Here is a 26,101-nt window from a genome sequence, read left to right as displayed (position 1 = left end):
GCGGTGCCCACTCGCGGCGCGCACCCACTCGGACCATAGGATAGAGACTCGTGACTCCAGCCGACCTTGCAGATCTCCTTCACGCGACGGCCGCGAAGGTCCTCGCCGAACGCGGACTGGACCCCGCGGTCCTGCCCGACAAGGTCGATGTGGAGCGTCCGCGTAATCCCGAACACGGTGACTACAGCACGAATGTGGCGATGCGGGTCGCCAAGAAGGCGGGTACGAATCCGCGTGAGCTGGCCGGCTGGCTGGCCGAAGCGCTCGGCGATACCTCCGGCGTGGCGAGCGCGGAGGTGGCCGGCCCCGGCTTCCTGAATATCCGGCTGGCAGCATCGGCGCAGGGCGTGATCTTGCAACAGGTGCTGACCGCGGGTGTGAATTACGGCACCGCCGCCGCACTCGCCGGCACGAAGATCAATCTGGAGTTCGTCTCCGCGAACCCGACCGGTCCCGTACATCTGGGCGGCACTCGCTGGGCGGCCGTCGGCGACGCGCTGGGGCGGATCCTCGCCGCGCAGGGCGCCGAGGTCACCCGCGAGTACTACTTCAACGATCACGGTGCGCAGATCACCCGGTTCGCCGAATCGCTGGTCGCGGCCGCCACCGGCGCGCCGACACCGGAGAACGGGTACGCGGGTGCCTATATCGCCGAAATCGCCGACCAGGTCGTTTCCGCGCATCCCGGTGTGCTCGACCTCGACCCCGAACGGCGCCTCGAGGTGTTCCGCGCCGAGGGCGTGGAACTGATGTTCGCCCATATCAAGAAAACGCTGCACGAGTTCGGCACCGATTTCGATGTGTACTACAACGAAAGTTCGCTGTTCGCCTCCGGCGCGGTGGAGCGCGCGGTGGAGACGTTGAAGAACTCCGGCGACCTGTACGCGAAGGACGGCGCCTGGTGGATCAAGAGCTCCGAATACGGTGACGATCAGGACCGGGTGGTCATCAAGAGCGACGGCAATGCGGCATATATCGCCGGTGATATCGCATATCTGCAGGACAAACGGTCACGCGGGTTCGACCTGTGCATTTATATGCTCGGCGCCGACCATCACGGATACATCGGGCGCCTGAAGGCGGCCGCCGCGGCGTTCGGCGACGATCCCGACAGCGTCGAGGTCCTCATCGGGCAAATGGTGAACCTGCTGCGCGACGGCGTCGCGGTGCGGATGAGCAAACGCGCCGGCACCGTCGTCACCCTCGACGACCTGGTGGAGGCCATCGGCGTGGACGCCGCCCGCTATTCGCTGGTGCGCAGTTCGGTGAACTCGAGTATCGATATCGACCTGGATCTGTGGACGAAACAGGAAAGCGTCAACCCGGTCTACTACGTGCAGTACGCGCACGCCCGCGCCGCGTCGATCGCCCGTAATGCCGCCGAGTTCGAATACGACGCGGTGACACCGGATTTCGCACTGCTGGACTCCGATCTCGAAGGCGCGCTCATCCGGACCCTCGGCGAGTTCCCCCGGGTGGTGGCGAGTGCGGCCGCTCTGCGGGAACCGCATCGCATCGCCCGTTACCTGGAGGAGTTGGCCGGCGCCTACCATCCGTTCCAGTCCAACAAGGCGCTGCGCGTGCTGCCGATGGGCGACGAACCCGTGAGCCCGGTCAACGCCGCCCGGCTGGTCCTGGCCAACGCCACCCGGCAGGTGCTCGCCAACGGGCTGGCCTTGCTGGGTGTTACCGCACCGGAGCGGATGTGACCGCCACCCACTATCGCAACGACCGACTGTTCCGGCAGTGGGTGAGGAAGGGAGACCGATGAGTGTCCATCCGGCCGGGCCCCGGCACGCCGATATCCCGCACGCGCCGAATCTGCCGCAGCGCCCCGGGGAGCCGCGCGAAATGATCGATCTGCCCGAGAATGTCTGGCCGCGTAACGCCAGCCGCGACGCCGATGATGTCGTGCGGCTGGGGGGCGTGCCGGTCACCGAACTCGCCGCGCAGTTCGGCACTCCGCTGTTCGTGGTGGACGAGGACGATTTCCGGTCCCGCTGCCGCGATATGGTGCGCGCTTTCGGTCCGGATTCGCGAGTGCACTATGCCTCCAAGGCTTTCCTCTGCGGTGAGGTGGCGCGATGGGTCCGCGACGAAGGACTGTCGCTGGACGTGGCCTCCGGTGGTGAACTGGCGGTCGCGTTGCACGCCGGTTTCCCGGCCGAACGTATCGCGGTGCACGGCAACAACAAATCCGTCGCCGAACTCGAGGCCGCGGTCGCGGCGGGAGTCGGCCATGTGGTGGTCGATTCGCTGGTCGAGATCGACCGGCTGGAAGCCGTCGCCGGCACGGCCGGAGTGGTCCAGGATGTGCTGGTCCGCGTCACCGTCGGGGTCGAGGCGCATACCCACGAATACATTTCCACCGCGCACGAGGATCAGAAGTTCGGGTTCTCCATCGCCGGCGGGGATGCCATGGAGGCATTGGCCCGGGTTTTCGAGGCCGATAATCTCCGTCTGGTCGGCCTGCACAGCCATATCGGTTCGCAGATCTTCGAAATCGACGGTTTCGAAATCGCGGCGCACCGGATGCTCGGGCTGCTCCGGGAAGCCGTCGACAAATTCGGTGTCGAACGTACCGCGCAGGTATCGCTGCTCGACCTGGGCGGCGGGCTCGGTATCTCCTATCTGCCGTCGGACACCCCGCCCGAACTGGACGCGTTCGCCGCGAAGCTGCGGGCCCTGGTGGCGCGGGAAGCCGAATCGGCCGGGCTGCCGGTGCCGCGGATCGCGGTCGAACCGGGCCGGGCGATCGCTGGGCCGGGCACGGTGACCCTGTACGAGATCGGCACCGTCAAAGACGTTTCCCTCGACGGTGGCCTGCGCCGCCGGTACGTCAGTGTCGACGGCGGGATGAGCGACAACATCCGCCCCGCGCTGTATCAGGCCGATTATCACTGCCAACTCGTCTCGCGCGGTTCGCAGGCCGGGCCGGTGGTGGCCCGCGTCGTCGGAAAGCATTGTGAGAGCGGCGATATCATCATTCGCGATACTTGGCTGCCTGCCGACGCCGGGCCCGGTGACCTCGTTGCCGTGGCCGGGACGGGTGCTTATTGCTATTCCATGTCGAGCCGGTACAACATGCTGACCAGACCCGCGGTCGTGGCCGTCGCGGACGGCACGGCGCGGCTGATCCTGCGCCGGGAAACGATCGACGATCTGCTCGGTCTGGAGGTCTGATGGACGCGACGAAAGGGGCGGATATGCCCGAGGTGAGCGTGCCCGCGGTGCACGATGTCGTACCGGGCCAGTGGGGGCCGGATCGGCCCATTGGGGTCGCGGTACTGGGTATGGGCAATGTGGGCAGCGAGGTCGTGCGGATTCTGCGCGAGCACGCCGACGATCTGCAGGCGCGGGTCGGCGCACCGGTGACCCTGCGCGGGGTCGCGGTACGCAGCCTCGACCGGGACCGCGGTGTGCCCGCCGAACTGCTGACCACCGACGCCGAGGGCCTGGTCGCCCGGTCCGATGTCGATGTGGTGGTCGAGGTCATCGGCGGTATCGACCCGGCTCGTGCGCTCATCCTGGCCGCGCTCAACGCCGGTAAATCCGTGGTCACCGCCAACAAGGCGCTGCTGGCCGACTACACCGGGGAGTTGGCTGCCGCGGCCGAACGCAGCCGCGCCGATCTCTACTTCGAGGCCGCGGTCGCCGGGGCCATTCCGGTGGTGCGGCCGCTGATCCAGTCGCTGTCCGGCGACCGGGTCAACCGGGTGGTCGGCATCGTCAACGGCACCACGAACTTCATCCTGTCCGCCATGGACGAAACCGGCGCGGACTACGACGAGACCCTCGCCGAAGCCACCCGCCTCGGGTACGCCGAAGCCGATCCGACCGCCGATGTCGAGGGCTACGACGCCGCCGCCAAGGCTGCCATCCTCGCCTCGCTCGCCTTCCACACCCGGGTGACGGCCGCCGATGTGTTCCGGCAGGGCATTTCCACGATCACCTCCGAGGATCTGGAAACCGCCTCCGCGGTGAACTGCGCCGTGAAGCTGCTCGCGATCTGCGAACGGGTTCCGGCCGGACCGGGGGAGCCGGGGCCGGCGGAGGGCGGTAAGGAACGGGTTTCGGTGCGGGTCTATCCGGCCCTGATTCCGCGCAAACATCCGCTGGCCACGGTCAGCGGGGCATTCAACGCGGTGGTCGTCGAGGCCGAGAACGCCGGTCGGCTGATGTTCTACGGTCAGGGCGCCGGTGGTGCGCCCACCGCCTCGGCGGTGCTGGGTGATCTGGTGATGGCCGCGCGCAACAAGTTCTTCGGTGGCCGGGCGCCCGGTGAATCCGTCTACGCGGCGCTGCCGATCGCGCCGATGGGCGATACACCCACCCGCTACCACGTGAACTTGAAGGTCGAAGACCGTCCCGGTGTGCTGGCCCGGGTGGCGGGTAAATTCGCCGAGCACGGGGTCAGTATCTCCACCGTCCGGCAGGAGGGGCACGATGACCGGGCACGGCTCGTCGTGGTCACCCACCTGGCGACGGAGTCGGCGCTGGCCGAAACCGTGGCCGCACTCGCGGATATGGAATCCGTCACATCTGTCACCAGCGTTCTGAGATTGGAAGGCACCGAAGAATGACAACTGCATCGCGCAGCGATTCCGTCAGGGGCGGCGGTGGGGCGACGGGCGGGCCAACTGCATCGCGCAGCGATTCCGTCAGGGGCGGCGGCGGGCCTTCCGGCGTGGCCGCGCAGTCCGGCGTGCATTCCCGCTGGCCCGGGCTGATCGCCGCCTACCGGGATCGGCTCGCGGGCGCGGCCGACTGGGAGCCGGTCACCCTGTTCGAGGGCGGCACCCCGCTGGTGCCCGCTCCGTACCTGTCCGAACTCACCGGGTGCGAGGTGTACCTCAAGGTCGAGGGCGCCAACCCGACCGGTTCGTTCAAGGACCGCGGTATGACCATGGCGATGACCGATGCCAAATACCGGGGACAGCAGGCGGTGCTGTGTGCCTCCACCGGCAACACCTCGGCCTCGGCCGCCGCCTACGCGACCCGCGCCGGGATGACCTGCGCGGTGCTCATCCCGCAGGGCAAGATCGCGATGGGCAAACTCGCCCAGGCTGTGATGCTCGGCGCCAAGGTGATCCAGGTCGAGGGCAATTTCGACGACTGCCTGGAACTGGCGCGTAAGGTCACCTCCGATTTCCCGGCGATCGGGCTGGTCAACTCGGTGAACCCGGCGCGGATCGAAGGTCAGAAAACCGCCTCGTTCGAAATCTGCGATGTGCTCGGAACCGCCCCCGATGTGCACGCGCTGCCGGTGGGCAATGCCGGCAATATCACCGCCTACTGGCGCGGCTACCGCGAATACCACGCCGACGGTGTCACCGGTTCGCTGCCGCGCATGCTGGGCGTGCAGGCCGCCGGAGCGGCACCGCTGGTCAACGGCGCCCCGGTGAAGGAACCGGAAACCATCGCGACCGCCATCCGGATCGGTGCGCCCGCATCGTGGAATGGAGCGGTCGCGGCGAAGGAGGAGTCCGGTGGCGCGTTCCGCGCGGCCACCGACGACGAGATCCTGGAGGCATACCGGCTGGTCGCTGCGAAAGAAGGGGTCTTCGTGGAACCCGCTTCCGCGGCGAGCGTCGCCGGGGTGCTGGCCGCCCGCGCCGACGGCTGGCTCGAACCCGGGCTGAAGGTGGTCTGCACGGTCACCGGTAACGGGCTCAAGGATCCCGATACCGCTCTCCTCGGTATGCCCGAGGTGCAGGCCATCGCGGTCGATCCGGTGGCCGTCGCCGCTCGACTCGAACTGGCCTGATCTTGGATACGCGCGAGAGCCGGCTCACCGCTCCCACCCTGCCGGCCGGGCTCACCGTCACCGTCCGGGTTCCCGCGTCCAGCGCGAACCTCGGCCCCGGATTCGATTCGCTGGGGATGGCGCTCGGTATCTACGACGAGATCGAGGTACGCAGCGCCGATTCCGGACTGGATATCCGCGTGGAAGGGGAGGGCGCCGACGAGGTGCCCTGGGGGCCACAGCATCTGGTGGTCCGGGCCATCGAACGCGGTCTGGAATCGGCCGGTGTATGGGCCGACGGCCTGGAAGTGCTGTGCCGGAACGCGATTCCGCACTCCCGCGGGTTGGGTTCCTCGGCGGCAGCCGTGGTCGGCGGGATCGCCGCGGGCTGCGCGCTGGCCGCGGAATTCGACCCCGCCCTGGCCGTCGGCACCGACCGGATGGTGCAGCTCGCCGCCGAATTCGAGGGACATCCCGACAATGCGGCGGCCAGCGTGCTCGGCGGTATCGTCGTCTCCTGGACCGAGACCGGCCCGGGTCCCGAGGCCATCGGTGATATCGCTGCGCCGCAGCGGATCTACCGTGCCGTCCGCCTCGATGGGCACCCCGGCCTGCGACCGGTGGTACTCGTCCCCGAGGAGCGGTCCTCCACCGCACAGACCCGGGGTCTGCTGCCCGAACTGATCGCGCATCGCGACGCCGCTTTCAATGTGAGCCGGGCCGCGCTGGCGGTGGTCGCGCTGACCCAGCGCCCCGATCTGCTGCTCCCGGCCACCGCGGACCGGCTGCACCAGGCCCAGCGCGCACCCGCGCTGCCGTTGACCACCGCCTGGATCGACCGCTTGCGGTCCGCCGGAATCGCGGCTACCGTTTCCGGCGCCGGCCCCACGGTGCTCGCACTCGGGACCAGCGCTTTCCCCGACGAACTGCGTGCGCGTGCCGCGGCGGACGGGCTGCGGGTGGTCGAGCCCGGCCTCGCGGAAGGCGTCCGGATCGCCTGACGGGCGCGTCCGTCTTGCCGAGGTTCGTAGTTGCCCGCTATCCTGGGCAGGTCCGTACATCGCGCGCATCAGACGCCGGTGCTTCATCAGGGCAATCGCTCCAGCAGGCTCCAGGCTCGAGCCTCCATGCCATGGGGGTGCCGCGCAGCCTCTGACCTGGAATGATCTCTTCCACCATTTTCCTCGGTGGCGAAGCACCCGGTCCCGGAGGGGCAGGCGATACGGCTACAAATCCGAGTCCGGCAGCGAGATCGGGCTACGGAACGAAACCCTCGACACAGCACACGGCCATCGAGGGAAGGAAAGGATCTCCGTGACAGATACGGACCTGCTCGCGACACCCGGGGTGGAATCCGACTCCGTACCCTCGGGCAACCGCGAAAGTGACTCCGGACAGATTTCGAAGATGAGCGAAAACACCGACATCGGATCGGGGCTGACTGGAATGTTGTTGCCGCAGTTGCGCGCACTGGCGGGGGAACTCGGAATTCGAGGCACCTCCGGTATGCGCAAGGGTGATCTCATCGCCGCTATCAAGGAAAACCAGGCCGGCAGACCTGCCGCCGCGGAGCGCAACACTCGCGCGAAGGCTGCCAAGGAACGTAAGTCCGCGGAGTCCGCGCCGGCCACGGCTGCGGCTGCGCCCGCCGCCGCTCCGGTCGAAGCCCCCGCGCCCGCGCCGGTCGCGACCGGCACGGATAGTGCGTCCGGCGATACCAAGAGCGCTGAGAAGCCGGCCGCCACCAACGGTGCGGCGAACGCCAACGGCACCGCGTCGGCCGCGAAGGCCGACGATTCGAAGGCCCGCGCCGACGCCAAGGGCGATACCTCGGCCGACAGCAAATCCGCCGATGCCAAACCGGAGAACAAATCCGGCGACGCCGAGGACACCGGCCGGGATTCCGGCCAGCGTGGTCGCGGCCGGCAGCGTCGCGGCCGCGATCAGCAGGGCAAGAACGCCGGTGATTCCGGCGAGACGCGTCCCGACGACGCCAAGTCCGACGGCGGCAGGTCCGACGGCGGCAAGTCCGAGCCCAAACAGGACGGCAAGGACTCCGACCAGGGCGAACGTCGACGCGACCGGAACCAGGGTGGCCAGCAGAACCAGGGCGATCAGCGTGGTTCCGGTGGTAATCGGGGTGGCGACAACCGGGGCGGCGACGACGAAGAAGGCGGCCGCGGTCGCCGGGGTCGCCGGTTCCGTGAGCGCCGCCGCGGCCGCGACCGTGAGGGCGGCGGCGAGGCCCGTGAGCCCGAGATCCGGGAAGACGACGTTCTGCAGCCGGTCGCGGGCATCCTCGATGTCCTGGACAACTACGCGTTCGTGCGTACCTCCGGTTACCTGGCCGGGCCGAACGACGTCTACGTCTCGATGAACCTGGTCCGCAAGAACGGCCTGCGCCGCGGTGACGCGATCACCGGGGCGGTGCGTGCCCCGCGCGAGGGTGAACAGGCCAATCAGCGACAGAAGTTCGATCCACTGGTGCGCCTGGACACGGTCAACGGCGCCGAGGTGGATTCGGCGAAACGGCGGCCCGATTTCAACAAGCTCACCCCGCTGTACCCCAATCAGCGACTGCGCCTGGAAACCCAGCCGAACAAGCTGACCACCCGGGTCATCGACCTGATCATGCCGATCGGTAAGGGGCAGCGTGCTCTGATCGTGTCGCCGCCGAAGGCCGGTAAGACCACGATCATGCAGGACATCGCCAACGCGATCGCGATCAACAACCCCGAGTGCTATCTCATGGTTGTGCTGGTCGACGAACGTCCCGAAGAGGTCACCGATATGCAGCGTTCGGTGAAGGGTGAGGTCATCGCCTCCACCTTCGACCGGCCGCCGTCCGACCACACCTCGGTCGCCGAACTGGCGATCGAGCGGGCCAAGCGCCTGGTCGAAATGGGTAAGGACGTGGTGGTCCTGCTCGACTCGATCACCCGTCTGGGCCGTGCCTACAACAACTCCTCGCCGGCATCCGGACGCATCCTGTCCGGTGGTGTCGATTCCACCGCGCTGTATCCGCCCAAGCGGTTCCTCGGCGCGGCGCGCAATATCGAGAACGGCGGCTCGCTGACGATCATCGCCACCGCCATGGTGGAAACCGGTTCGACCGGTGACACGGTGATCTTCGAGGAGTTCAAGGGCACCGGCAACGCCGAGCTCAAACTCGACCGCAAGATCGCCGAGCGGCGCGTGTTCCCGGCGGTGGACGTCAATCCGTCCGGTACCCGTAAGGACGAACTGCTGCTCAGCCCGGACGAAGCCGCGGTCCTGCACAAGTTGCGCCGCGTCCTGTCCGGCCTGGATTCGCACCAGGCGATCGATCTGCTGATCGACCGGTTGAAGAAGAGCAAGAACAACCTGGAATTCCTGATGCAGGTCTCCAAGACCGCACCGGGAGCCCTGGACGAGTAAGCGGTGCGCTCGCTGAACTCGGCACCGAGTGGGCCGGCCTTCGACGAGGTCGGCCCACGGGTCGTTTTCCGGGGTGTGCATCAGCGCCGGTCCGGTGGAACAAAAACCCAGGGAGGTGCGTTTCAGCAGGCATCGGTGGCTCTGGCATAATCGAGCGCCGTGCGTCTGCGAGCCGCGCAGACAATCCCGCCTGAGTCGGTTCCGGTTCACGTTCGACGACATACGCGAGCGACCCGGCGACCAATATCGAGAGGACATCCATGAAGGCAGGAATCCACCCGGCCTACGTCGACACCACTGTCGTCTGTGGCTGCGGTAACACTTTCCAGACCCGCTCCACCAAGGAATCCGGGCATATCACCGTCGAGGTCTGCTCGCAGTGCCACCCGTTCTACACCGGCAAGCAGAAGATCCTGGACACCGGTGGTCGTGTGGCTCGCTTCGAGGCCCGCTACGGCAAGCGCGCCAAGAAAGCCGACGCCGACGCCAAGTAGCTTCCCCGCCAGCGCCCGGTCCTGCCCTTGTGCAGGCCGGGCGCTGGCGTTTTTGACGGGCCGGCCGGGAAGGTGAGAGGTCGGCCCGTTCGTGAAGGTTGCTGTGTTGTTTTGCGCCGCCTGCGACGGCGCGGGTTCTGGCCCTCGCGGACCGAACCTCCGCGGGCCTCGCTGGACTCGGCACCACGGTTTGCGCGTCGGGTTGGTGAGTTCGGCGCTGCTGTCGGGGTCGGTACGGGGGCCGGAATCTCGAAGTTTTTGCTTTCCCGTCGGAATCAGTTGCGTGGTAGGAGACCTGTATGGCCGAGAAGACCGCACCGTCGGCGATCGACGATGTGCTGGCCGAGTACGCCGGGCTGGAGGCCCAGCTGGCGGATCCCGCGCTGCACAACGATCCGGGGGCGGCCCGGCGGGTGGGCAAGCGGTTCGCCGAACTCGCGCCGGTGATGACGACGTACAAAAAACTTGCCGCCACCCGTGACGATCTGGAGGCGGCGCGCGAACTGGCCGCCGACGATCCGGCGTTCGCGGCGGAGGTGCCCGCGTTGGAGCAACAGCTCGAAGAGCTGGAGACCCAGCTGGCCGATCTGCTCGCGCCGCGTGACCCGCACGACGGTGACGATGTGGTGCTGGAGGTGAAATCCGGTGAGGGCGGTGAGGAATCGGCGCTGTTCGCCGCCGACCTCGCCCGCATGTACATCCGCTACGCCGAACGCCACGGCTGGAAGGTCGAGGTGCTCGACGCGGCGTTCTCCGATCTGGGCGGCTACAAAGAAGCCACTCTGTCGATCAAGAGCCGCGATGCCGCGCGCGACGGGGTGTGGTCGCGGTTCAAGTTCGAGGGCGGGGTGCACCGGGTCCAGCGGGTGCCGGTGACCGAATCGCAGGGCCGGGTGCATACGTCGGCGGCCGGCGTGCTCATCTACCCCGAACCCGACGAGGTGGAAGAGGTGCAGATCGACGAGAACGATCTGCGTGTCGACGTCTACCGCTCGTCCGGTAAAGGCGGCCAGGGTGTGAACACCACCGATTCGGCGGTCCGGATCACCCACCTGCCCACCGGTATCGTCGTCACTTGCCAGAACGAACGCTCCCAGCTCCAGAACAAGGCCCGCGCCATGCAGGTGCTGGCCGCCCGCTTGCAGGCCCTCGCGGAGGAACAGGCCGAGCAGGAAGCTGCGGAGGGCCGGGCCAGCCAGATCCGCACCGTCGACCGTTCGGAGCGGATCCGCACCTACAACTTCCCGGAGAACCGCATCGCCGACCACCGCATCGGCTACAAGGCACATAACCTCGACGCCGTGCTCAACGGCGATATGGACGCCCTCCTGGACGCCCTCGGCACCGCCGATCGCAACGCCCGGATGGCGGCCGAATAACCCATTCGAGCCCCGCGGTACGGCACCTGCGAGCCCGGGGTCGCTATTCGGCGGCTACGGCCGGAAATCCGATGGCCGGATGTGGCTCTGCGAACATGGGCCGGCCGAGTCGGCACCCGTGACATAGGCGGCCTCGTCCGGCCCGCGACCGATGGCGTCGGTCCGCTCGGCAGCCGCCACCGGCGCGTCGGCTGGTCGCGACACAGCGCCCGCACACCGGCCCGCCGGGCCGACCTCGACCGAACGCGCTCGTGGGTTCGTCCGAAACCCTGCCGAACAAGAGGATGCCGCCCGGACCGCGCCGAGGGGGCCGAAACCCGCGCCGACGCAGGCGGCGCAAAATGACACAGTGACCCGTGTGCAGTTGCGCCCCGTGCTCGTCGAGGCAATCGAGATCCTCCGGACAGCCGGCGTGGCGAGCCCGCGCGCCGACGCCGAACAACTCGCCGCGCATGTGCTGGGGGTGGAGAGAGGCCGGCTGCTGCTCGCACCGCTGATCGATCCCGAGCAACTCGCCACTTACCGTGAGCTGGTCGCCCGCCGGGCCGAGCGCGTACCGCTACAGCATCTGACGGGACGGTCGTCCATGGGTGAGATAGATCTCGAGGTCGGTCCCGGGGTCTTCGTTCCCCGCCCGGAAACCGAGTTGCTGTTCGCCTGGGCGCTGGCCCGGCTGGAGGCGGTCCGGCACGACCACACCCCGATCGCGGTGGACCTGTGCACAGGTTCGGGCGCCCTGGCGCTGGCTATCGCACACGCTCGCCCGGACGCCGAGGTCCATGCGGTGGAGCTGGACCCGGACGCCTTGCGCTGGGCCCGCCGCAACGCCGACGTGCGCAGCGCGGCCGGTGATACCCCGATCACCCTGCATCATGCCGATGTCACCGATCCCGATCTGCTGACCGAATTGAACGGCCGGGTGGATATCGTCGTCGCCAACCCGCCCTATATCCCGGAAGACGCGCAGTTGTCGCCTGAGGTGGCCGAGCACGACCCACACCGTGCGCTGTTCGCGGGCCCCGACGGCCTGGATGTGGTCCGCCCGATGGTGCCGCTCATCGGCCGGCTCCTGCGTCCGGGCGGCGGCGTGGCGATCGAACACGACGACAGCAACGGCGGTGAACTGGCCCGTCTGCTGGCCGCCGACGGCCGATTCGGTGATATCGCCGAACACCCCGATCTGGCCGGGAAGCCGCGCTTCGTGGCGGCTGTGTCGTCGGCGCCGCCTGCCTGAGCCGGCGGTGATCGGGCGCGAAGGGTCGCCTGGGGTAGAGGCGGTGCCGCAGCGCACGCGGGCGGTGACTCCACAGCCGACGTCGCCGGCCCGTGGTGGCCGCCTGCTGCGCTGCGTTTTCTCACGGGCCGGCCGCATGGCGGTCCCGGTGCTGTCCGGTCCGGCTCCCTGCTGTCGCGCGCCGGCCGGTGGCAGGGGCGGCCGAGAGACGTAAGGGCGGTCTGTGACGCACAGCGCAGCCGGAACAGGCCGATACCCGGCGGGTACCGGTCGTATGTCCGGCCTCCGCCGCGCCTCCCCGTCTGTGATCGCAACCGGCCCCGCAGCGGGTTCTCGAACGGCTCCGAAGTCTCCTCGTTCCGTGGACGCGTTCCACTACGAGTGCCGCCGCTGATCGGGTCGGTTTGTCTGCGCATCGCAGGATTCGCCGGAACCGGTGCCCCCAAGCTTTCGGTCGGCGTTTGCCGAGCTCGGGTGTCCGGCCGGACGCGGCGGCGTCGCCGGATACATCCGGGTCGACGCGGTCCCGGCGTCGACGAGTGCCCGGTGGAATTCGGGCCTCGGCACCGACGCTGCGACCCGTCGTCCGGCAGTGGATACCGCGCGGCGCAATCTCGCCCGGCCGGACACTGCCTGTGCGTGAGCGAGGCCGCGGACTCCCGGCGTCGAGGGTCGAGGGGGCCGAAACCGGCACAGCCGGAGGGGGCGCAATACGATTGTTGCCGTGAGTACCGTCTACGACTGCGCCGACCCCGATTCGCGTGCCGCCGGCCTGGCCGCGGCCACCAGTGCTCTGAGATCGGGCCGGTTGGTCGTGGTGCCTACCGATACGGTTTACGGTATCGCGGCCGACGCATTCGATTCGGCGGCCGTGGCATCGCTGCTGGCGGCGAAGGGGCGGGGCCGGGATATGCCGGTGCCGGTGCTGGTGGGGTCGTGGAACACCATCGATGGCCTGGTCTTTTCGGTGCGGCCGCAGGCGCGCGATCTCATCCGGGCGTTCTGGCCGGGTGGTTTGAGCATCGTGGTGCAGCAGGCGCCGTCGCTGGCATGGGATCTCGGTGACGCGCGCGGCACGGTGATGCTGCGCATGCCGTTGCATCCGGTGGCGCTGGAGTTGCTCCAGGAGGTGGGTCCGCTGGCCGTATCGAGCGCCAATATCTCCGGTCGGCCCGCGGCCGGGAACGTGGACGAGGCGCGTGCGCAGCTCGGTTCCCTGGTGGGTGTCTATCTCGACGGCGGTCCGGCGCAGCACGCCACCGCTTCGACCATCGTGGATCTGACCGGCGATCAGCCGCGTATTCTGCGTGCGGGCGCCGTGTCCACCGAGGCCGTCGCCGAGGTGCTCGGAACCACACCCCAGGCGTTGATCGGATCCGTCGCGCAGTGAGTGTTCCGGGCTGCGCGAAGGCAGTACCCGCGGTGACGGGGTGGTCGGTGCGATGACCGGGTCGGGTGCGGTTGTCCCGCTGCGCGAACTCCTGCTGGTTCTGTTGATCTCGGCGGTGGTCACCTTCCTGGCGACCGGCGGGATCCGGACACTGGCCATCGGGTTCGGTGCGGTGGCCATTCCGCGTGATCGGGATGTGCATGTGAAACCGATTCCGCGGATGGGCGGGGTCGGCATGTACATCGGGGTGGTGGCGGCCGTGTTGTTCGCCCATCAGTTGCCGGCGCTGCGCCGCGGTTTCGACTACCGGCCCGATATCGCCGCGGTGCTGGTGGCGGCGACGATCATCGTGGGGGTCGGGATCGTCGACGACCGGTGGGGTCTCGACGCGCTCACCAAATTCGCCGGTCAGGTCACCGCCGCGGGGGTGATGGCGGTGATGGGCCTGGGCTGGTACCTGATCTACGACCCGTTCAACAATTCCACCGTTGTGCTGGACAGCCTGCAGGGTGGATTGGTGACGGTCGGGGTGGCGGTAACGTTGATCAACGCCATGAATTTCGTGGACGGCCTGGACGGATTGGCCGCGGGGCTGGGCCTGATCGCCTCGGTGGCGGTTTTCGCGTTCGCGATCGGTCTGCTCACCGAGCAGGGCGGATCCGTGGACAGTTATCCGCCCGCATTGCTGGCAGCCGCAATGGCGGGCGCCTGTCTGGGTTTCCTGCCGCATAATTTCTCCCCGGCCCGGATCTTCATGGGTGATTCCGGTTCCATGCTGATCGGGCTGGTGCTGGCCGCCGTATCCACCAGTGCGTCCGGCCGGATCCCGTTGCAGGGGTACGGGCCGCGCGATATCGTCGGCCTGCTCTCGCCGCTGCTGCTGGTGGGTGCGGTGATGTTCATCCCGGTGCTGGATCTGCTGCTGGCGATCGTGCGCCGGGTGCGGGCGGGGGTCAGTTTCTCCACACCGGACAAGATGCATCTGCATCACCGGCTGTTGCAGATCGGCCATTCGCAGCGCCGGGTGGTGCTGGTGATCTACCTCTGGGTCGGCATCCTCGCTTTCGGCGCCGTGGGCACTTCGGTGATGGATCGGCGCGTGGTCGTGGTGCTGATGGCCGCGGGTTTCCTGTTCGCGCTGGTCGTGACCGCTGTTCCCGGTTTGTGGCGCCGGCAGGCGCGGCGGGAGGCGGCGGGGTCGGCTACGGGGTCCGGGTAGAGTGCGGACTGTGTCCATCAGCTCTACCGGTTCCGGTACCTCCGATCACCAAGACGCGCCGTTGCGGGCCGCCCTGCGGTACGGACTGATCGGTCTGGTGGTGCTGACGGTGCTCGCGGTCGTGCTGGCGAGCCTGGCCGCCGGCGTGGCCGGACTGTGGGGTGCCCTGCTGGGGGCCGCGATCGGCGGCGGTTTCATCCTGACCACGGCCGCGGTGGTGTTGCTGGGTGCCAAATTGCCGCCTACGACGGCCGGGCTGGTAATGCTGGCAAGCTGGGTCGGGAAACTGCTGGTCGCGCTGATCGTTATCGCGGTATTGCGGCAATTCGAGTTCTACGATCGGCTCGCATTGTTCCTGACCGTGGTGGGGGCGCTGATCATCGTGCTGGGCGCGGAGACTTACGGTGTATTGCGCACCAAAGTGCCCATTGTCAACCTCCCTGATCAGGGCTCGGCGGGCGATTCCGAAACACGCTGACCGGCCTCAACGACAACCTGTCGTAGATAACATCGCCCCCGCTACACGTTGTCGTAGATCTCTTGGTAAAGTCTTGGTAAGCAAGCGACTCAGTAAGGGGTGCCGACAAGGTGCCGCGAGCTGCCGCTATGCTACTGCCGTACCGGGCTTGTACAGAGCACGGTTCTGCATGTCGACGATGTCGCCGACACACGTACAGACGCCAGCGCGGTTCTCCCGCCACAGCTGCTGACGAACTTCGAGCCGACCTCAGTCGACCCACATTGATCGTCAATGTCCGATCGAACCGCGGGAACGAAAACATCCCGCGGCCCGAACACGGGAGAGAACGCTGAGCGTCACCACCTTGGCCGCGGAGTTTCACGCGCCGTCGCTAACCGACTTCTTCCCTCCGGCGGTGCTGTTCGAGGGAACTCCCTTCGAACTCGATCGGCTGATGCTGGTCCGGATTCTGATGACCGCCGTGCTGGCGGCATTCCTGTTCCTGGCTTTCCGCAGCCCGCGTCTGGTGCCGAAGAAACTGCAGAGCATCGGCGAAATGGGGATGGTCTTCGTCAAGGAACAGATCTGCGAGGAGATCCTCGGCAAAGAAACCGGCCGCAAGTTCTTCCCGCTCATCGCGACGATCTTCTTCACGGTTCTGTTCCTGAACTTCTCGGGTGTGATTCCCGGTCTGAACATCTCGTCGAACGCGCGTATCGGCATGCCGCTGGTACTGGCCGCGATCGCGTATATCGCGTTCAACTATGTGGGCATCAAGAAGTACGGCTTCTTCACCTATATGCGCAGCAGCGTCGTCGTTCCGAATGTTCCGCCGGCCATGCACGTCCTGCTCATTCCCATCGAGTTCGTCTCGACCTTCATCCTGCGCCCGTTCACGCTGACCGTCCGACTCATGGCGAATATGCTCGCCGGTCACATCATGCTGGTGCTGTTCTTCAGCGCGACCCAGTTCTTCCTCTTCGACGCGGACAACTGGATGAAGATCTTCTCGCCCTTCTCGCTGCTGGGCGGACTCGCCTTCACCCTCTTCGAACTGCTGGTCATTTTCCTGCAGGCCTATGTGTTCGCGTTGCTGACGGCCGTGTACATCAGCCTCGCCCAGCACGCCGACGATCACTGACCGACCGGAACAATCGATAAGAACCTGCTGCACCGCGCCGACCGGCGGGTGAGCAACAGAAAGGGAATGGAAGACTCATGAGCCTCTCGTACTTGGCCCAGGAAGCTGCCACCAACGAATCCACGCTGAAGGGCCTCGGCGCTGTCGGTTACGGCCTGGCCGCCATCGGCCCGGGCATCGGCGTCGGTATCGTCGTCGGTAAGGCGATCGAGGGCATCGCCCGCCAGCCCGAGCTCCAGGGCACCATCCGGACCAACATGTTCCTCGGCATCGCGTTCACCGAAGCCCTGGCACTGATCGGTCTCGTCGCCGGCTTCATCTTCTGATTCCGATGAACGAGTTCATTCTGCTCGCAGCGGAAGAGGGAGAGGATGTGAATCCTCTCATCCCCGCGACGTACGACATCGTCTGGTCGGCGGTCTGCGTGGCGATTATCGCCTTCGTGGTCTACAAGTACGCCGTTCCGCGCCTGATGAAGGTGCTGGACGAGCGCGCCGACAAGATCTCCGGTGGCATCGAACGGGCCGAATCGGCGCAGGCCGAAGCCCAGGAGACGCTGCAGCAGTACCAGAAGCAGCTGGCCGACGCCCGCCTGGAAGCCGCGAAGATCCGCGAAGACGCCCGCACCCAGGGACAGCAGATCCTCGCCCAGATGAAGGCCGACGCCCAGGCCGAGAGCGACCGTATCGTCGCGGCCGGGCACACCCAGCTGGAAGCCCAGCGCCAGCAGATCCTGACCGAGCTGCGCGCCGAGGTCGGCCGCACCGCGGTGGACCTGGCCGAGAAGGTCATCGGGCAGTCGGTATCGGACGAGGCCAAGCAGGCCGCGACGATCGACCGGTTCCTCGATGAGATCGATCGGTCGGATGCCGGTATCGGGGTCGGAAGGTAACGACGGAGGCGTGAGAACCATGTACGCAGCAAGCCGTGAGGCCAGCTCCCGGTCCAAGGAGGCTCTTCGGGCCGCGCTGACCGGAAGCAACGGTGTCGCGGCAACGACGGGGTCCGAACTGTTCGCCGTTGTCGACGTACTGGACGACCAGCGTCCGCTGCGTGTGGCGCTCGCGGACGTGTCGGTGCCCGGTTCGGCCCGCGCCGAACTGAGCGAACGGGTGTTCGGGAGCAAGGTCAGCGCTGCCACGCAGGCGGTGCTGACCACCGCGGTGGCCCAGAACTGGTCCCGTGCCCGCGACCTGGTCGACACCCTGGTCCTGCTCGGGCAGCTGGCGCTGCTGGAAGCAGCGTCCGAAAAGGGCCGGATGACCGCGGTCGAGGACGAGCTGTTCCGGCTCGGCCGGATCATCAACGACAACCCGGAGCTCGAGCGGGCGCTGTCCGATCGTGCCGCCTCCCCGGCGGCCAAACGCGAACTGCTGGGGCGGCTGCTGTCGGGCAAGACCGAGTCCGTCACCCAGGCCCTGGCCGAACAGGTGGTGGCCCGGCAGAGTTCCGGTATCGGTCCGGCCTTCGACGCACTGTCCGATCTGGCCGCGTCCCGGCGACAGCAGATCGTGGCCCATGTGCGGTCGGCGATCGAGCTCACCGATTCCCAGCGGGAGCGGCTGGCCGGCGCGCTGGGCCGCATCTACGGCAAGGCCGTCACCGTGCATATCGAAGTCGATCCCGGGCTGTTGAGCGGGCTCGTCGTACGCATCGGTGACGATGTGATCGACGGTAGTGCGATCGGCCGACTGGAACGGCTGCGCCGCTCGCTGACCTAGCGGTACGCACCGGGTCATCCCCCGGCGCATCGGCCGCACCACACCCCCCGACATTCCAGACCAGAGACCGAGAGCAGGAAGAACATGGCGGAGCTGACGATCTCCTCCGACGAGATCCGTAGCGCGATCGAAAGCTACACCCAGAGCTACACCCCGGAAACCTCCATCGAGGAAGTCGGTGTCGTCACCGATACCAGTGACGGCATCGCGCATATCAGCGGCCTGCCTTCGGCCATGGCCAACGAGCTGCTCGAATTCCCGGGTGGCGTGCTCGGTGTGGCGCTGAACCTCGAGGACCGCGAAATCGGTGCCGTCATCCTCGGCGAGTTCGCCGAGATCGAAGAGGGCCAGCAGGTGCGCCGCACCGGCGACGTGCTCTCGGTCCCGGTCGGCGACAACTTCCTCGGCCGTGTCGTGAACCCGCTCGGCCAGCCGATCGACGGTCTGGGCGAGATCGAGTCCACCGACCGGCGTGTGCTGGAACTGCAGGCCGCCACCGTGCTGGAGCGGCAGCCGGTCGAGGAGCCGATGGCCACCGGTATCACCGCCATCGACGCGCTCACCGCGATCGGCCGGGGTCAGCGTCAGCTGGTCATCGGCGACCGCAAGACCGGTAAGACCGCGGTCTGCATCGATACGATCCTGAACCAGAAGGCCAACTGGGAGTCGGGCGATCCGGCCAAGCAGGTGCGCTGCATCTACGTGGCGATCGGCCAGAAGGGCTCCACCATCGCCGGCGTCAAATCCGCGCTCGAGGAGCACGGCGCGCTGGAGTACACCACCATCGTGGCGGCCCCGGCCTCCGATTCCGCCGGCTTCAAATGGCTGGCCCCCTACACCGGCTCGGCCATCGGCCAGCACTGGATGTACGAGGGCAAGCACGTGCTGATCGTGTTCGACGATCTGACCAAGCAGGCCGAGGCCTACCGCGCCATTTCGCTGCTGCTGCGCCGCCCGCCGGGCCGCGAGGCGTACCCGGGTGACGTCTTCTACCTGCACTCCCGTCTGCTGGAGCGTTGCGCCAAGCTCTCCGACGAGATGGGCGGCGGTTCGATGACCGGCCTGCCGATCATCGAGACCAAGGCCAACGACATCTCGGCCTTCATCCCGACCAACGTCATCTCCATCACCGACGGCCAGGTCTTCCTGGAGTCCGACCTGTTCAACAAGGGCGTCCGCCCGGCGATCAACGTCGGCACCTCGGTCTCCCGTGTCGGTGGCGCCGCGCAGACCAAGGGGATGAAGAAGGTCGCCGGTTCGCTGCGTCTGGAAATGGCCCAGTACCGCGAGCTCGAGGCATTCTCCGCCTTCGCCTCCGACCTGGACGCCGCGTCGCTGGCCCAGCTCGAGCGCGGCGCACGCTGGGTCGAACTGCTCAAGCAGGACCAGTACTCGCCGGTCGCGGTCGAGGACCAGATCGTCTCGATCTACCTGGTCGACGCCGGCTACTACGATTCGGTTCCGGTGGCCGATATCCGCCGGTTCAACGTCGAACTGCTCGAGGACCTGCACGCCAATGCGGCCGATGCCTTCGCGAGCATCGCCGGTGGCAAGGTGCTGCAGGACGAGGCGGCCGAGCAGATCAAGGCGGCCACCGACAAGTTCAAGCAGGGCTTCCTGGCCTCCGACGGCAGCCGCGTGGTGAACGAAGCCGAAGCCGGCGAACTGGCCCACGAAGAGGTCGAGTCGCTGTCGGTCACCCGCAAGCACGTCGAGAAGTAGACCGGGCGAACCATGCGCTGTTTTCCTGTAACGCCGCGAACGAAGGGAGTGTGAACCGCCGATGGCTACCTTGCGCGAGCTGCGCTCCCGTATTCGTGGAATCAACTCGATCAAGAAGATCACCAAGGCCCAGGAACTGATCGCGACCTCGCGTATCACCAAGGCCCAGGCCCGGGTGGCGGCCGCGAAGCCGTACTCCGAGGAGATCACCAAGGTGGTCGCGGAGCTGGCGAGTGCGTCGAAGAATCTGTCGCATCCGCTGCTCACCGAGCGCCCCGATCCCAAACGGGCCGCGGTGCTGGTGATCACCAGCGACAGCGGCCAGTGCGGTGGTTACAACTCCAATGTGCTCAAACGCGCCGAGGAGCTGATGACCACCCTGCGCGATGAGGGCAAGGAGCCGGTGCTCTACGTCATGGGTAACAAGGGCCTGACGTATTACACCTTCCGTGATCGCCGGCCGGTCGCTTCGTGGACCGGTTTCTCCCAGCAGCCGAACTATCCAGATGCTTCGGCGGCCTGTAATCACCTGGTCGAAAGCTTCATGGCCGGGTCGGCGGGCGAGGTTCCGGCACCGGACGGCACCGGTCCGATCGCGGGCGTGGACGAGCTCCATATCGTCTACACCCGGTTCGTGAGCATGCTGTCGCAGACGCCGGAGGTGCGCCGGATGGCGCCGATCCAGATCTCCTTCGTCGACGAGAACTTCGACCTGGGCGAGGATATGCTCACCGATTCGCCCACGGCCGAGGTGAGCGCACAGTACGAATTCGAGCCCGACGCCGATGTACTGCTGGCGGCCCTGCTGCCCAAGTACATCAATACGCGGATCTACGCGTCGTTGCTCGACGCAGCGGCATCCGAGCATGCGGCTCGGCGCACCGCAATGAAGGCGGCCACCGACAACGCCAACGAATTGGCGAGTTCCCTGTCCCGGCAGGCCAACTCGTTGCGGCAGGCCAACATCACGCAGGAAATCAGCGAAATCGTCGGCGGCGTGAATGCCCTGGCGGCGAGCTCGGAACGCGACTGAGACGCAGGAAGAGAAACCAGAAATGACCGCAGCTGTTACTCGAGAAGACTCGAGCCGGACCAGCGCCGCCAGCGGCCGCGTGGTCCGCGTCATCGGCCCCGTCGTGGACGTCGAGTTCCCGCGGGGTTCCATCCCTGAACTGTTCAACGCTCTCGCCGCCGATATCACCCTGAAGTCGGTGGCCAAGACGCTGACCCTCGAGGTCGCCCAGCACCTCGGTGACAACATCGTGCGCACCATCTCGATGCAGCCCACCGACGGCCTGGTTCGCGGTGCCGAGGTCCGTGACTCCGGCAAGCCGATCTCGGTGCCGGTCGGCGATGTCGTCAAGGGGCACGTGTTCAACGCCCTCGGCGACTGCCTCGACAGCCCCGGCCTCGGCCGCGACGGCGAGCAGTGGGGTATCCACCGCAAGCCGCCGAACTTCGACCAGCTCGAGGGCAAGACCGAAATCCTCGAGACCGGCGTCAAGGTGCTCGATCTGCTGACCCCGTACGTGAAGGGCGGCAAGATCGGTCTGTTCGGTGGTGCCGGTGTCGGCAAGACCGTTCTGATCCAGGAGATGATCACCCGTATCGCCCGGGAGTTCTCCGGTACCTCGGTGTTCGCCGGCGTCGGCGAGCGCACCCGTGAGGGCACCGACCTGCACCTGGAAATGGAAGAGATGGGCGTCCTCCAGGACACCGCCCTCGTCTTCGGCCAGATGGACGAGCCGCCGGGCACCCGTATGCGCGTCGCCCTGTCGGCGCTGACCATGGCGGAGTACTTCCGCGATGTGAAGCACCAGGACGTGCTGCTGTTCATCGACAACATCTTCCGGTTCACCCAGGCCGGTTCCGAGGTTTCGACCCTGCTGGGTCGGATGCCGTCGGCTGTCGGTTACCAGCCCACCCTGGCCGATGAGATGGGTGAACTGCAGGAGCGAATCACCTCGACCCGTGGCCGTTCGATCACCTCGCTGCAGGCGATCTACGTTCCCGCCGACGACTACACCGACCCGGCGCCGGCGACCACCTTCGCCCACCTGGACGCGACCACCGAGCTCTCCCGCCCGATTTCGCAGAAGGGTATCTACCCGGCCGTCGACCCGCTGACCTCGACCTCTCGTATCCTCGAGGCCTCGATCGTCGGCGACCGGCACTTCGCGGTGGCCAACGAGGTGAAGCGGATCCTGCAGAAGTACAAGGAACTGCAGGACATCATCGCCATCCTCGGTATGGACGAGCTCTCCGAAGAGGACAAGGTTCTCGTCGGCCGGGCGCGTCGTCTCGAGAAGTTCCTCGGCCAGAACTTCATCGTGGCCGAGAAGTTCACCAGTCAGCCCGGTTCGGTCGTGCCGCTGGAGCAGACCATCGACGACTTCGACCGAGTCTGCAAGGGCGAATTCGACCACTTCCCGGAGCAGGCGTTCAACAGCTGCGGTGGTCTCGACGATGTCGAGGCGGCCGCGAAGAAGATCGCCGGAAAGTAGTCCTTCATGGCGGATATGTCAGTTGATCTCGTCGCGGTCGAGCGGCGGCTCTGGTCGGGTCGGGCGAACTTCGTCAGCGCCCAGACCACGGAGGGCCAGATCGGCATCATGCCCGGTCATGAGCCCTTGCTGGGGCAGTTGGTCGAGGGCGGCACGGTGACCATCGTCGATAACGAGGGCAACCGGGTCGTGGCCGCGGTACACGGTGGTTTCTTCTCGGTCACCGCGGATACCGTGCGTGTGCTGGCCGAGACCGCCGAGTTCTCCACGGAGGTCGATATCGAGGCGGCCCGTAAGGTGCTGTCCGACGGTGCGGCCGCGCCGGCGGACCAGCTGGCCGCACAGGCCCGGGTTCGCGCTGTCGAACAGGCCGCGGCTTCCTGATCTCCGATCCGGAGACCAACAGAATATTTCGGCTCCGGCCGGTGACGGGCATCCGTCGCCGGCCGGAGCCGATTCTCGTCCGGGCACAGATGGGAAGTGGGTGCCGTCACCCTGTCCCACCTGGATGGATGAGATCGCATTTTCCGAGACATCCGCATGCGGTTTGTAAACTGGGTCATGGTTGAATGGCGGCGGGCGCATCGGCCGAGCCCAGCCGGCGATCGCCTCGGATGAGCGAAGGGATGTGCGGCATTGCAGACCGGGATGGTGATTGCGATCATTCTGGTTGCAGTGCTGGTCGCATTGGCCCTCGTCTCCACCTATCGCCTGGTCATGCTGCGTCGTGGCGGCACTGCGGCCATCCTGCGGGTGCTGCCCGCCCGGGGTGGGGAACGCTGGCGGCATGGCGTCATCCGGTACGACGAGGATCATCTCGTCTTCTTCAAACTCACCAGTCTCAAGCTCGGCGCGGATTCGGTGATCCGCCGCCGCGGTATCGAGATCGGCGATCGCCGCGGCCCCCGGGGTGACGAGTACGACATCATGACCGACGCGATCTCGGTCATCGGTGTATCCGACCGCAACGGCGACTACGAACTGGCACTGGACCGGCCCGCGTTGACGGCGTTTCTTTCGTGGGTCGAATCACGTCCTTCCGAACGTGCCCGCCGGCTTCGCGGCCACTGACCACCTGTATGCGGTGACGTCCGTGTCGCGCGGCACATATACGCAGTATCGGTAACCCGGTCCGGGACGCGGTGAGCGTTTATGGTGGGTCCTGTGAGCGTGCACCTGACGCGGATCTACACCCGAACCGGCGACGACGGGACCACCGGCCTGAGCGACTTCTCGCGAGTCGCCAAGACCGATCCCCGTCTGGTCGCCTACGCCGATTGCGATGAGGCCAACGCCGCACTCGGTGTGGCGATCGCGCTGGGTGCTCCCGCCGTGGAGTTGGTCGAGGTACTGCGTCGTATCCAGAACGACCTGTTCGACGCCGGTGCTGATCTGTCGACACCGCTGGTGCCGAATCCGGAATATCCGCCGTTGCGCATCACCGAGGCGTATATCGAACGCCTGGAAGCCTGGTGTGACGAGTTCAATGCCGAACTGGCACCTCTGCATTCGTTCATCCTGCCCGGCGGTACACCGCTGGCGGCCTTGCTGCACACGGCCCGCACGGTGGTTCGCCGGGCCGAGCGTTCGGCGTGGGCCGCGGTGCAGGCCCATCCGGACCATACGAATGTGCTGCCGGCGAAGTACCTCAACCGGCTGTCCGATCTGTTGTTCATCCTCAGTCGGTACACCAATCCGGAGGGCGATGTGCTCTGGCAGCCCGGCGGCGGGCGTGCGGGCCCCGAGACTGCCGGGCGTAACGAGCCGGAAGCGGATTCCGGTACCTCGCCGGGGCGCTCCGGTAATCCGTCGGGACACTGAAGCAGATCCGGTTCCGGCAGTGCTAGCGGTACCGGACGGCCGCCGGGGCGAACCCGGCGCCCGGCGCCGGAACAATCGTGCGACCGGCACACTCGTGCGCACGTCAGCGCTCTATCCTTGCACCCACTGGTGCGCCGAATACTCGGAGAGGCGGCATGGAACGGTTTTTGGTAACTGGCGGCAACCGGCTGGTCGGTGAGGTCTCGGTCGGAGGCGCCAAGAACAGCGTCCTGAAGCTGATGGCCGCGGCTCTGCTGACCGAAGGCACCACCACCATCACGAACTGCCCGGACATACTGGACGTGCCCTTGATGGCGGAGGTCCTGCGCGGTTTGGGCTGTGATGTCACGATCGCGGGCGATGTCGTCACCATCGACACTCCCGCCGAGCCCAAGTACCACGCCGATTTCCCGGCGGTGACCCAGTTCCGTGCGTCGGTCTGCGTGCTCGGTCCGCTCATGGCGCGGTGTAAACGCGCGGTGGTCGCGCTGCCCGGTGGTGACGCGATCGGGTCGCGGCCCCTCGATATGCACCAGGCGGGCCTGCGGTTGCTGGGGGCGACGAGCGAGATCGAACACGGATGCGTTGTGGCCCGTGCCGACGAACTGCAGGGCGCGCGTATCCGGCTCGACTTCCCGTCGGTCGGCGCGACCGAGAACATCCTCATGGCCGCGGTGCTCGCGCAGGGGGAGACGGTGATCGACAATGCCGCGCGCGAACCCGACATCGTGGACCTGTGCACGATGCTCACCCAGATGGGTGCGCATATCCGGGGAGCCGGCACCTCGGTGTTGACGATTCAGGGCGTGAAGCGGCTCTCGCCGACGACGCACCGCGTGATCGGCGACCGGATCGTTGCTGCGACCTGGGGTATCGCCGCGGCGATGACCAGGGGTGATGTCCGGGTCACCGGGGTCAATCCGCAGCATCTCGCCCTGGTCCTGGACAAACTGCGTTCGGCCGGCGCGCGTATCTCGTTCGAACAGGACGGCTTCCGGGTGATCCAGGCCGATCGCCCGCGCGCGGTGAACTTCTCCACCCTGCCCTTCCCCGGCTTCCCCACCGATCTGCAACCGATGGCCATCGGCCTGGCCGCGATCGCCGACGGAACGTCGATGATCACGGAGAACGTGTTCGAAGCGCGGTTCCGGTTCGTCGAGGAGATGGTCCGGCTGGGTGCCGATGCCCGCACCGATGGCCATCACGCGGTGGTCCGTGGCATTCCGCGCTTGTCCAGTGCACCGGTGTGGTCGTCCGATATCCGGGCCGGCGCGGGTTTGGTTCTGGCCGGGCTGGTCGCCGACGGGGTCACCGAAGTCCACGACGTATTCCACATCGACCGCGGATATCCGGCCTTCGTGGAAAAGCTGCAAGCGCTCGGTGCGGATGTGAAGCGCGTGGGTTCGGCAGGATGAGGGTTTCTCGGCCGAAAGGGTGCGCACGGGTATTACGCGAATGTCGCGATTTACCTACTGTGACCAGGCGATTTGACATCGTTTTGGTTGCCGCGTAACTTATTCAACGTCAGAGCGACACGGACACCGACCAGGGGCCCGGAGCGAGGCGGAAACGCCGAGCCGGAGGGACCAGGGAAACGAGGTAGGACGAGGAGCGCCTGGCGATCACACTGGCTCCGCCGGAACCCCCGATTTGCAATCGGGAAAGCGGATGAGCTAAGCTTGAGAAGTTGCCTCACCGATCGAATGGCTTAAAAGCCACGAGATGGTGTGTGCGTGTGTTCTTTGAGAACTCAATAGTGTGTTGATGAATGTCAGTGCCAAATATTTAATTTGGTTTCGGTTCTTCATACCCCCGTGTGGAGGGCCGAACATTTAAGTCAGCTAAATTCCGGC

Annotated in this window: 23 protein-coding genes; all 23 read left to right on the top strand. The window is 66.8% G+C overall.

Features of this window, described 5'->3' with window-relative positions; genetic code table 11:
* The first annotated feature begins 50 nt into the window (after positions 1-50).
* The 23 genes from argS (at position 51) to murA (ending at position 25,663) form a co-directional block, all read left to right on the top strand.
* The gene (argS, locus tag IU448_RS09135; RefSeq protein ID WP_195055167.1) at positions 51-1,709 is read left to right on the top strand and encodes an arginine--tRNA ligase; all 1,659 of its coding nucleotides are present in this window, start codon (positions 51-53) and stop codon (positions 1,707-1,709) included.
* A 58-nt stretch (positions 1,710-1,767) separates the two neighbouring features.
* Complete coding sequence (gene lysA / locus IU448_RS09130) at positions 1,768-3,183, top strand: diaminopimelate decarboxylase (protein WP_195055166.1); 1,416 nt, start codon at positions 1,768-1,770, stop codon at positions 3,181-3,183.
* Positions 3,184-3,206: 23 nt separating this feature from the next.
* A complete protein-coding gene (locus tag IU448_RS09125; RefSeq protein WP_195056186.1) occupies positions 3,207-4,583 on the top strand; it encodes a homoserine dehydrogenase in 1,377 nt (458 codons plus the stop codon).
* A gap of 122 nt (positions 4,584-4,705) precedes the next feature.
* Positions 4,706-5,767 carry a threonine synthase gene (gene thrC, locus IU448_RS09120; protein WP_416383001.1) on the top strand — a complete coding sequence of 354 codons (1,062 nt, stop codon included), beginning with the start codon at positions 4,706-4,708 and terminating at the stop codon, positions 5,765-5,767.
* Positions 5,768-5,769: 2 nt separating this feature from the next.
* Positions 5,770-6,747: a homoserine kinase gene (gene thrB, locus IU448_RS09115; protein ID WP_195055164.1), complete on the top strand. Its 978-nt coding sequence runs from the start codon at positions 5,770-5,772 to the stop codon at positions 6,745-6,747.
* 313 nt (positions 6,748-7,060) lie between these two features.
* On the top strand, positions 7,061-9,163 hold the full coding sequence (rho, locus tag IU448_RS09110; RefSeq protein WP_195055163.1) for a transcription termination factor Rho: 2,103 nt from the start codon (positions 7,061-7,063) through the stop codon (positions 9,161-9,163).
* A 260-nt stretch (positions 9,164-9,423) separates the two neighbouring features.
* A complete protein-coding gene (rpmE, locus tag IU448_RS09105; RefSeq protein ID WP_195055162.1) occupies positions 9,424-9,657 on the top strand; it encodes a 50S ribosomal protein L31 in 234 nt (77 codons plus the stop codon).
* A gap of 299 nt (positions 9,658-9,956) precedes the next feature.
* The gene (prfA, locus tag IU448_RS09100) at positions 9,957-11,036 is read left to right on the top strand and encodes a peptide chain release factor 1 (protein ID WP_195055161.1); all 1,080 of its coding nucleotides are present in this window, start codon (positions 9,957-9,959) and stop codon (positions 11,034-11,036) included.
* Between the two features lie 349 nt (positions 11,037-11,385).
* Positions 11,386-12,270, top strand: a complete 885-nt coding sequence (prmC, locus tag IU448_RS09095) for a peptide chain release factor N(5)-glutamine methyltransferase (protein WP_195055160.1) — start codon at positions 11,386-11,388, stop codon at positions 12,268-12,270.
* 724 nt (positions 12,271-12,994) lie between these two features.
* Complete coding sequence (locus IU448_RS09090; protein ID WP_195055159.1) at positions 12,995-13,660, top strand: L-threonylcarbamoyladenylate synthase; 666 nt, start codon at positions 12,995-12,997, stop codon at positions 13,658-13,660.
* 52 nt (positions 13,661-13,712) lie between these two features.
* Positions 13,713-14,879 (top strand): MraY family glycosyltransferase, encoded by a 1,167-nt coding sequence (locus IU448_RS09085; protein ID WP_195055158.1) that lies wholly within the window; start codon positions 13,713-13,715, stop codon positions 14,877-14,879.
* Position 14,880: 1 nt separating this feature from the next.
* A complete protein-coding gene (locus IU448_RS09080; RefSeq protein ID WP_416382977.1) occupies positions 14,881-15,357 on the top strand; it encodes a hypothetical protein in 477 nt (158 codons plus the stop codon).
* Positions 15,358-15,754: 397 nt separating this feature from the next.
* Positions 15,755-16,480 (top strand): F0F1 ATP synthase subunit A, encoded by a 726-nt coding sequence (gene atpB, locus IU448_RS09075; protein ID WP_280458110.1) that lies wholly within the window; start codon positions 15,755-15,757, stop codon positions 16,478-16,480.
* 77 nt (positions 16,481-16,557) lie between these two features.
* The gene (locus IU448_RS09070; protein ID WP_033247481.1) at positions 16,558-16,806 is read left to right on the top strand and encodes an ATP synthase F0 subunit C; all 249 of its coding nucleotides are present in this window, start codon (positions 16,558-16,560) and stop codon (positions 16,804-16,806) included.
* Positions 16,807-16,811: 5 nt separating this feature from the next.
* Positions 16,812-17,372: a F0F1 ATP synthase subunit B gene (locus IU448_RS09065; protein WP_195055156.1), complete on the top strand. Its 561-nt coding sequence runs from the start codon at positions 16,812-16,814 to the stop codon at positions 17,370-17,372.
* A 19-nt stretch (positions 17,373-17,391) separates the two neighbouring features.
* Positions 17,392-18,201 (top strand): F0F1 ATP synthase subunit delta, encoded by an 810-nt coding sequence (locus IU448_RS09060; RefSeq protein ID WP_195055155.1) that lies wholly within the window; start codon positions 17,392-17,394, stop codon positions 18,199-18,201.
* 84 nt (positions 18,202-18,285) lie between these two features.
* Complete coding sequence (atpA, locus tag IU448_RS09055; RefSeq protein WP_195055154.1) at positions 18,286-19,923, top strand: F0F1 ATP synthase subunit alpha; 1,638 nt, start codon at positions 18,286-18,288, stop codon at positions 19,921-19,923.
* 61 nt (positions 19,924-19,984) lie between these two features.
* Complete coding sequence (locus IU448_RS09050; RefSeq protein ID WP_195055153.1) at positions 19,985-20,956, top strand: F0F1 ATP synthase subunit gamma; 972 nt, start codon at positions 19,985-19,987, stop codon at positions 20,954-20,956.
* 22 nt (positions 20,957-20,978) lie between these two features.
* Complete coding sequence (gene atpD / locus IU448_RS09045; RefSeq protein WP_195055152.1) at positions 20,979-22,427, top strand: F0F1 ATP synthase subunit beta; 1,449 nt, start codon at positions 20,979-20,981, stop codon at positions 22,425-22,427.
* Positions 22,428-22,433: 6 nt separating this feature from the next.
* On the top strand, positions 22,434-22,811 hold the full coding sequence (locus IU448_RS09040) for a F0F1 ATP synthase subunit epsilon (RefSeq protein WP_195055151.1): 378 nt from the start codon (positions 22,434-22,436) through the stop codon (positions 22,809-22,811).
* A gap of 264 nt (positions 22,812-23,075) precedes the next feature.
* Positions 23,076-23,498, top strand: a complete 423-nt coding sequence (locus IU448_RS09035) for a DUF2550 domain-containing protein (RefSeq protein WP_195056184.1) — start codon at positions 23,076-23,078, stop codon at positions 23,496-23,498.
* A gap of 93 nt (positions 23,499-23,591) precedes the next feature.
* A complete protein-coding gene (locus IU448_RS09030) occupies positions 23,592-24,248 on the top strand; it encodes a cob(I)yrinic acid a,c-diamide adenosyltransferase (RefSeq protein ID WP_195055150.1) in 657 nt (218 codons plus the stop codon).
* Positions 24,249-24,403: 155 nt separating this feature from the next.
* Positions 24,404-25,663: a UDP-N-acetylglucosamine 1-carboxyvinyltransferase gene (gene murA, locus IU448_RS09025; RefSeq protein WP_195055149.1), complete on the top strand. Its 1,260-nt coding sequence runs from the start codon at positions 24,404-24,406 to the stop codon at positions 25,661-25,663.
* Positions 25,664-26,101: the final 438 nt, after the last annotated feature.

Origin of the sequence: Nocardia flavorosea, from assembly GCF_015477805.1 — a bacterium.
GTDB lineage: Bacteria > Actinomycetota > Actinomycetes > Mycobacteriales > Mycobacteriaceae > Nocardia > Nocardia flavorosea_A.
The sequence above is the reverse complement of the archived record's forward strand: the minus strand, read 5'-3'. Positions and strand labels throughout refer to the sequence as shown.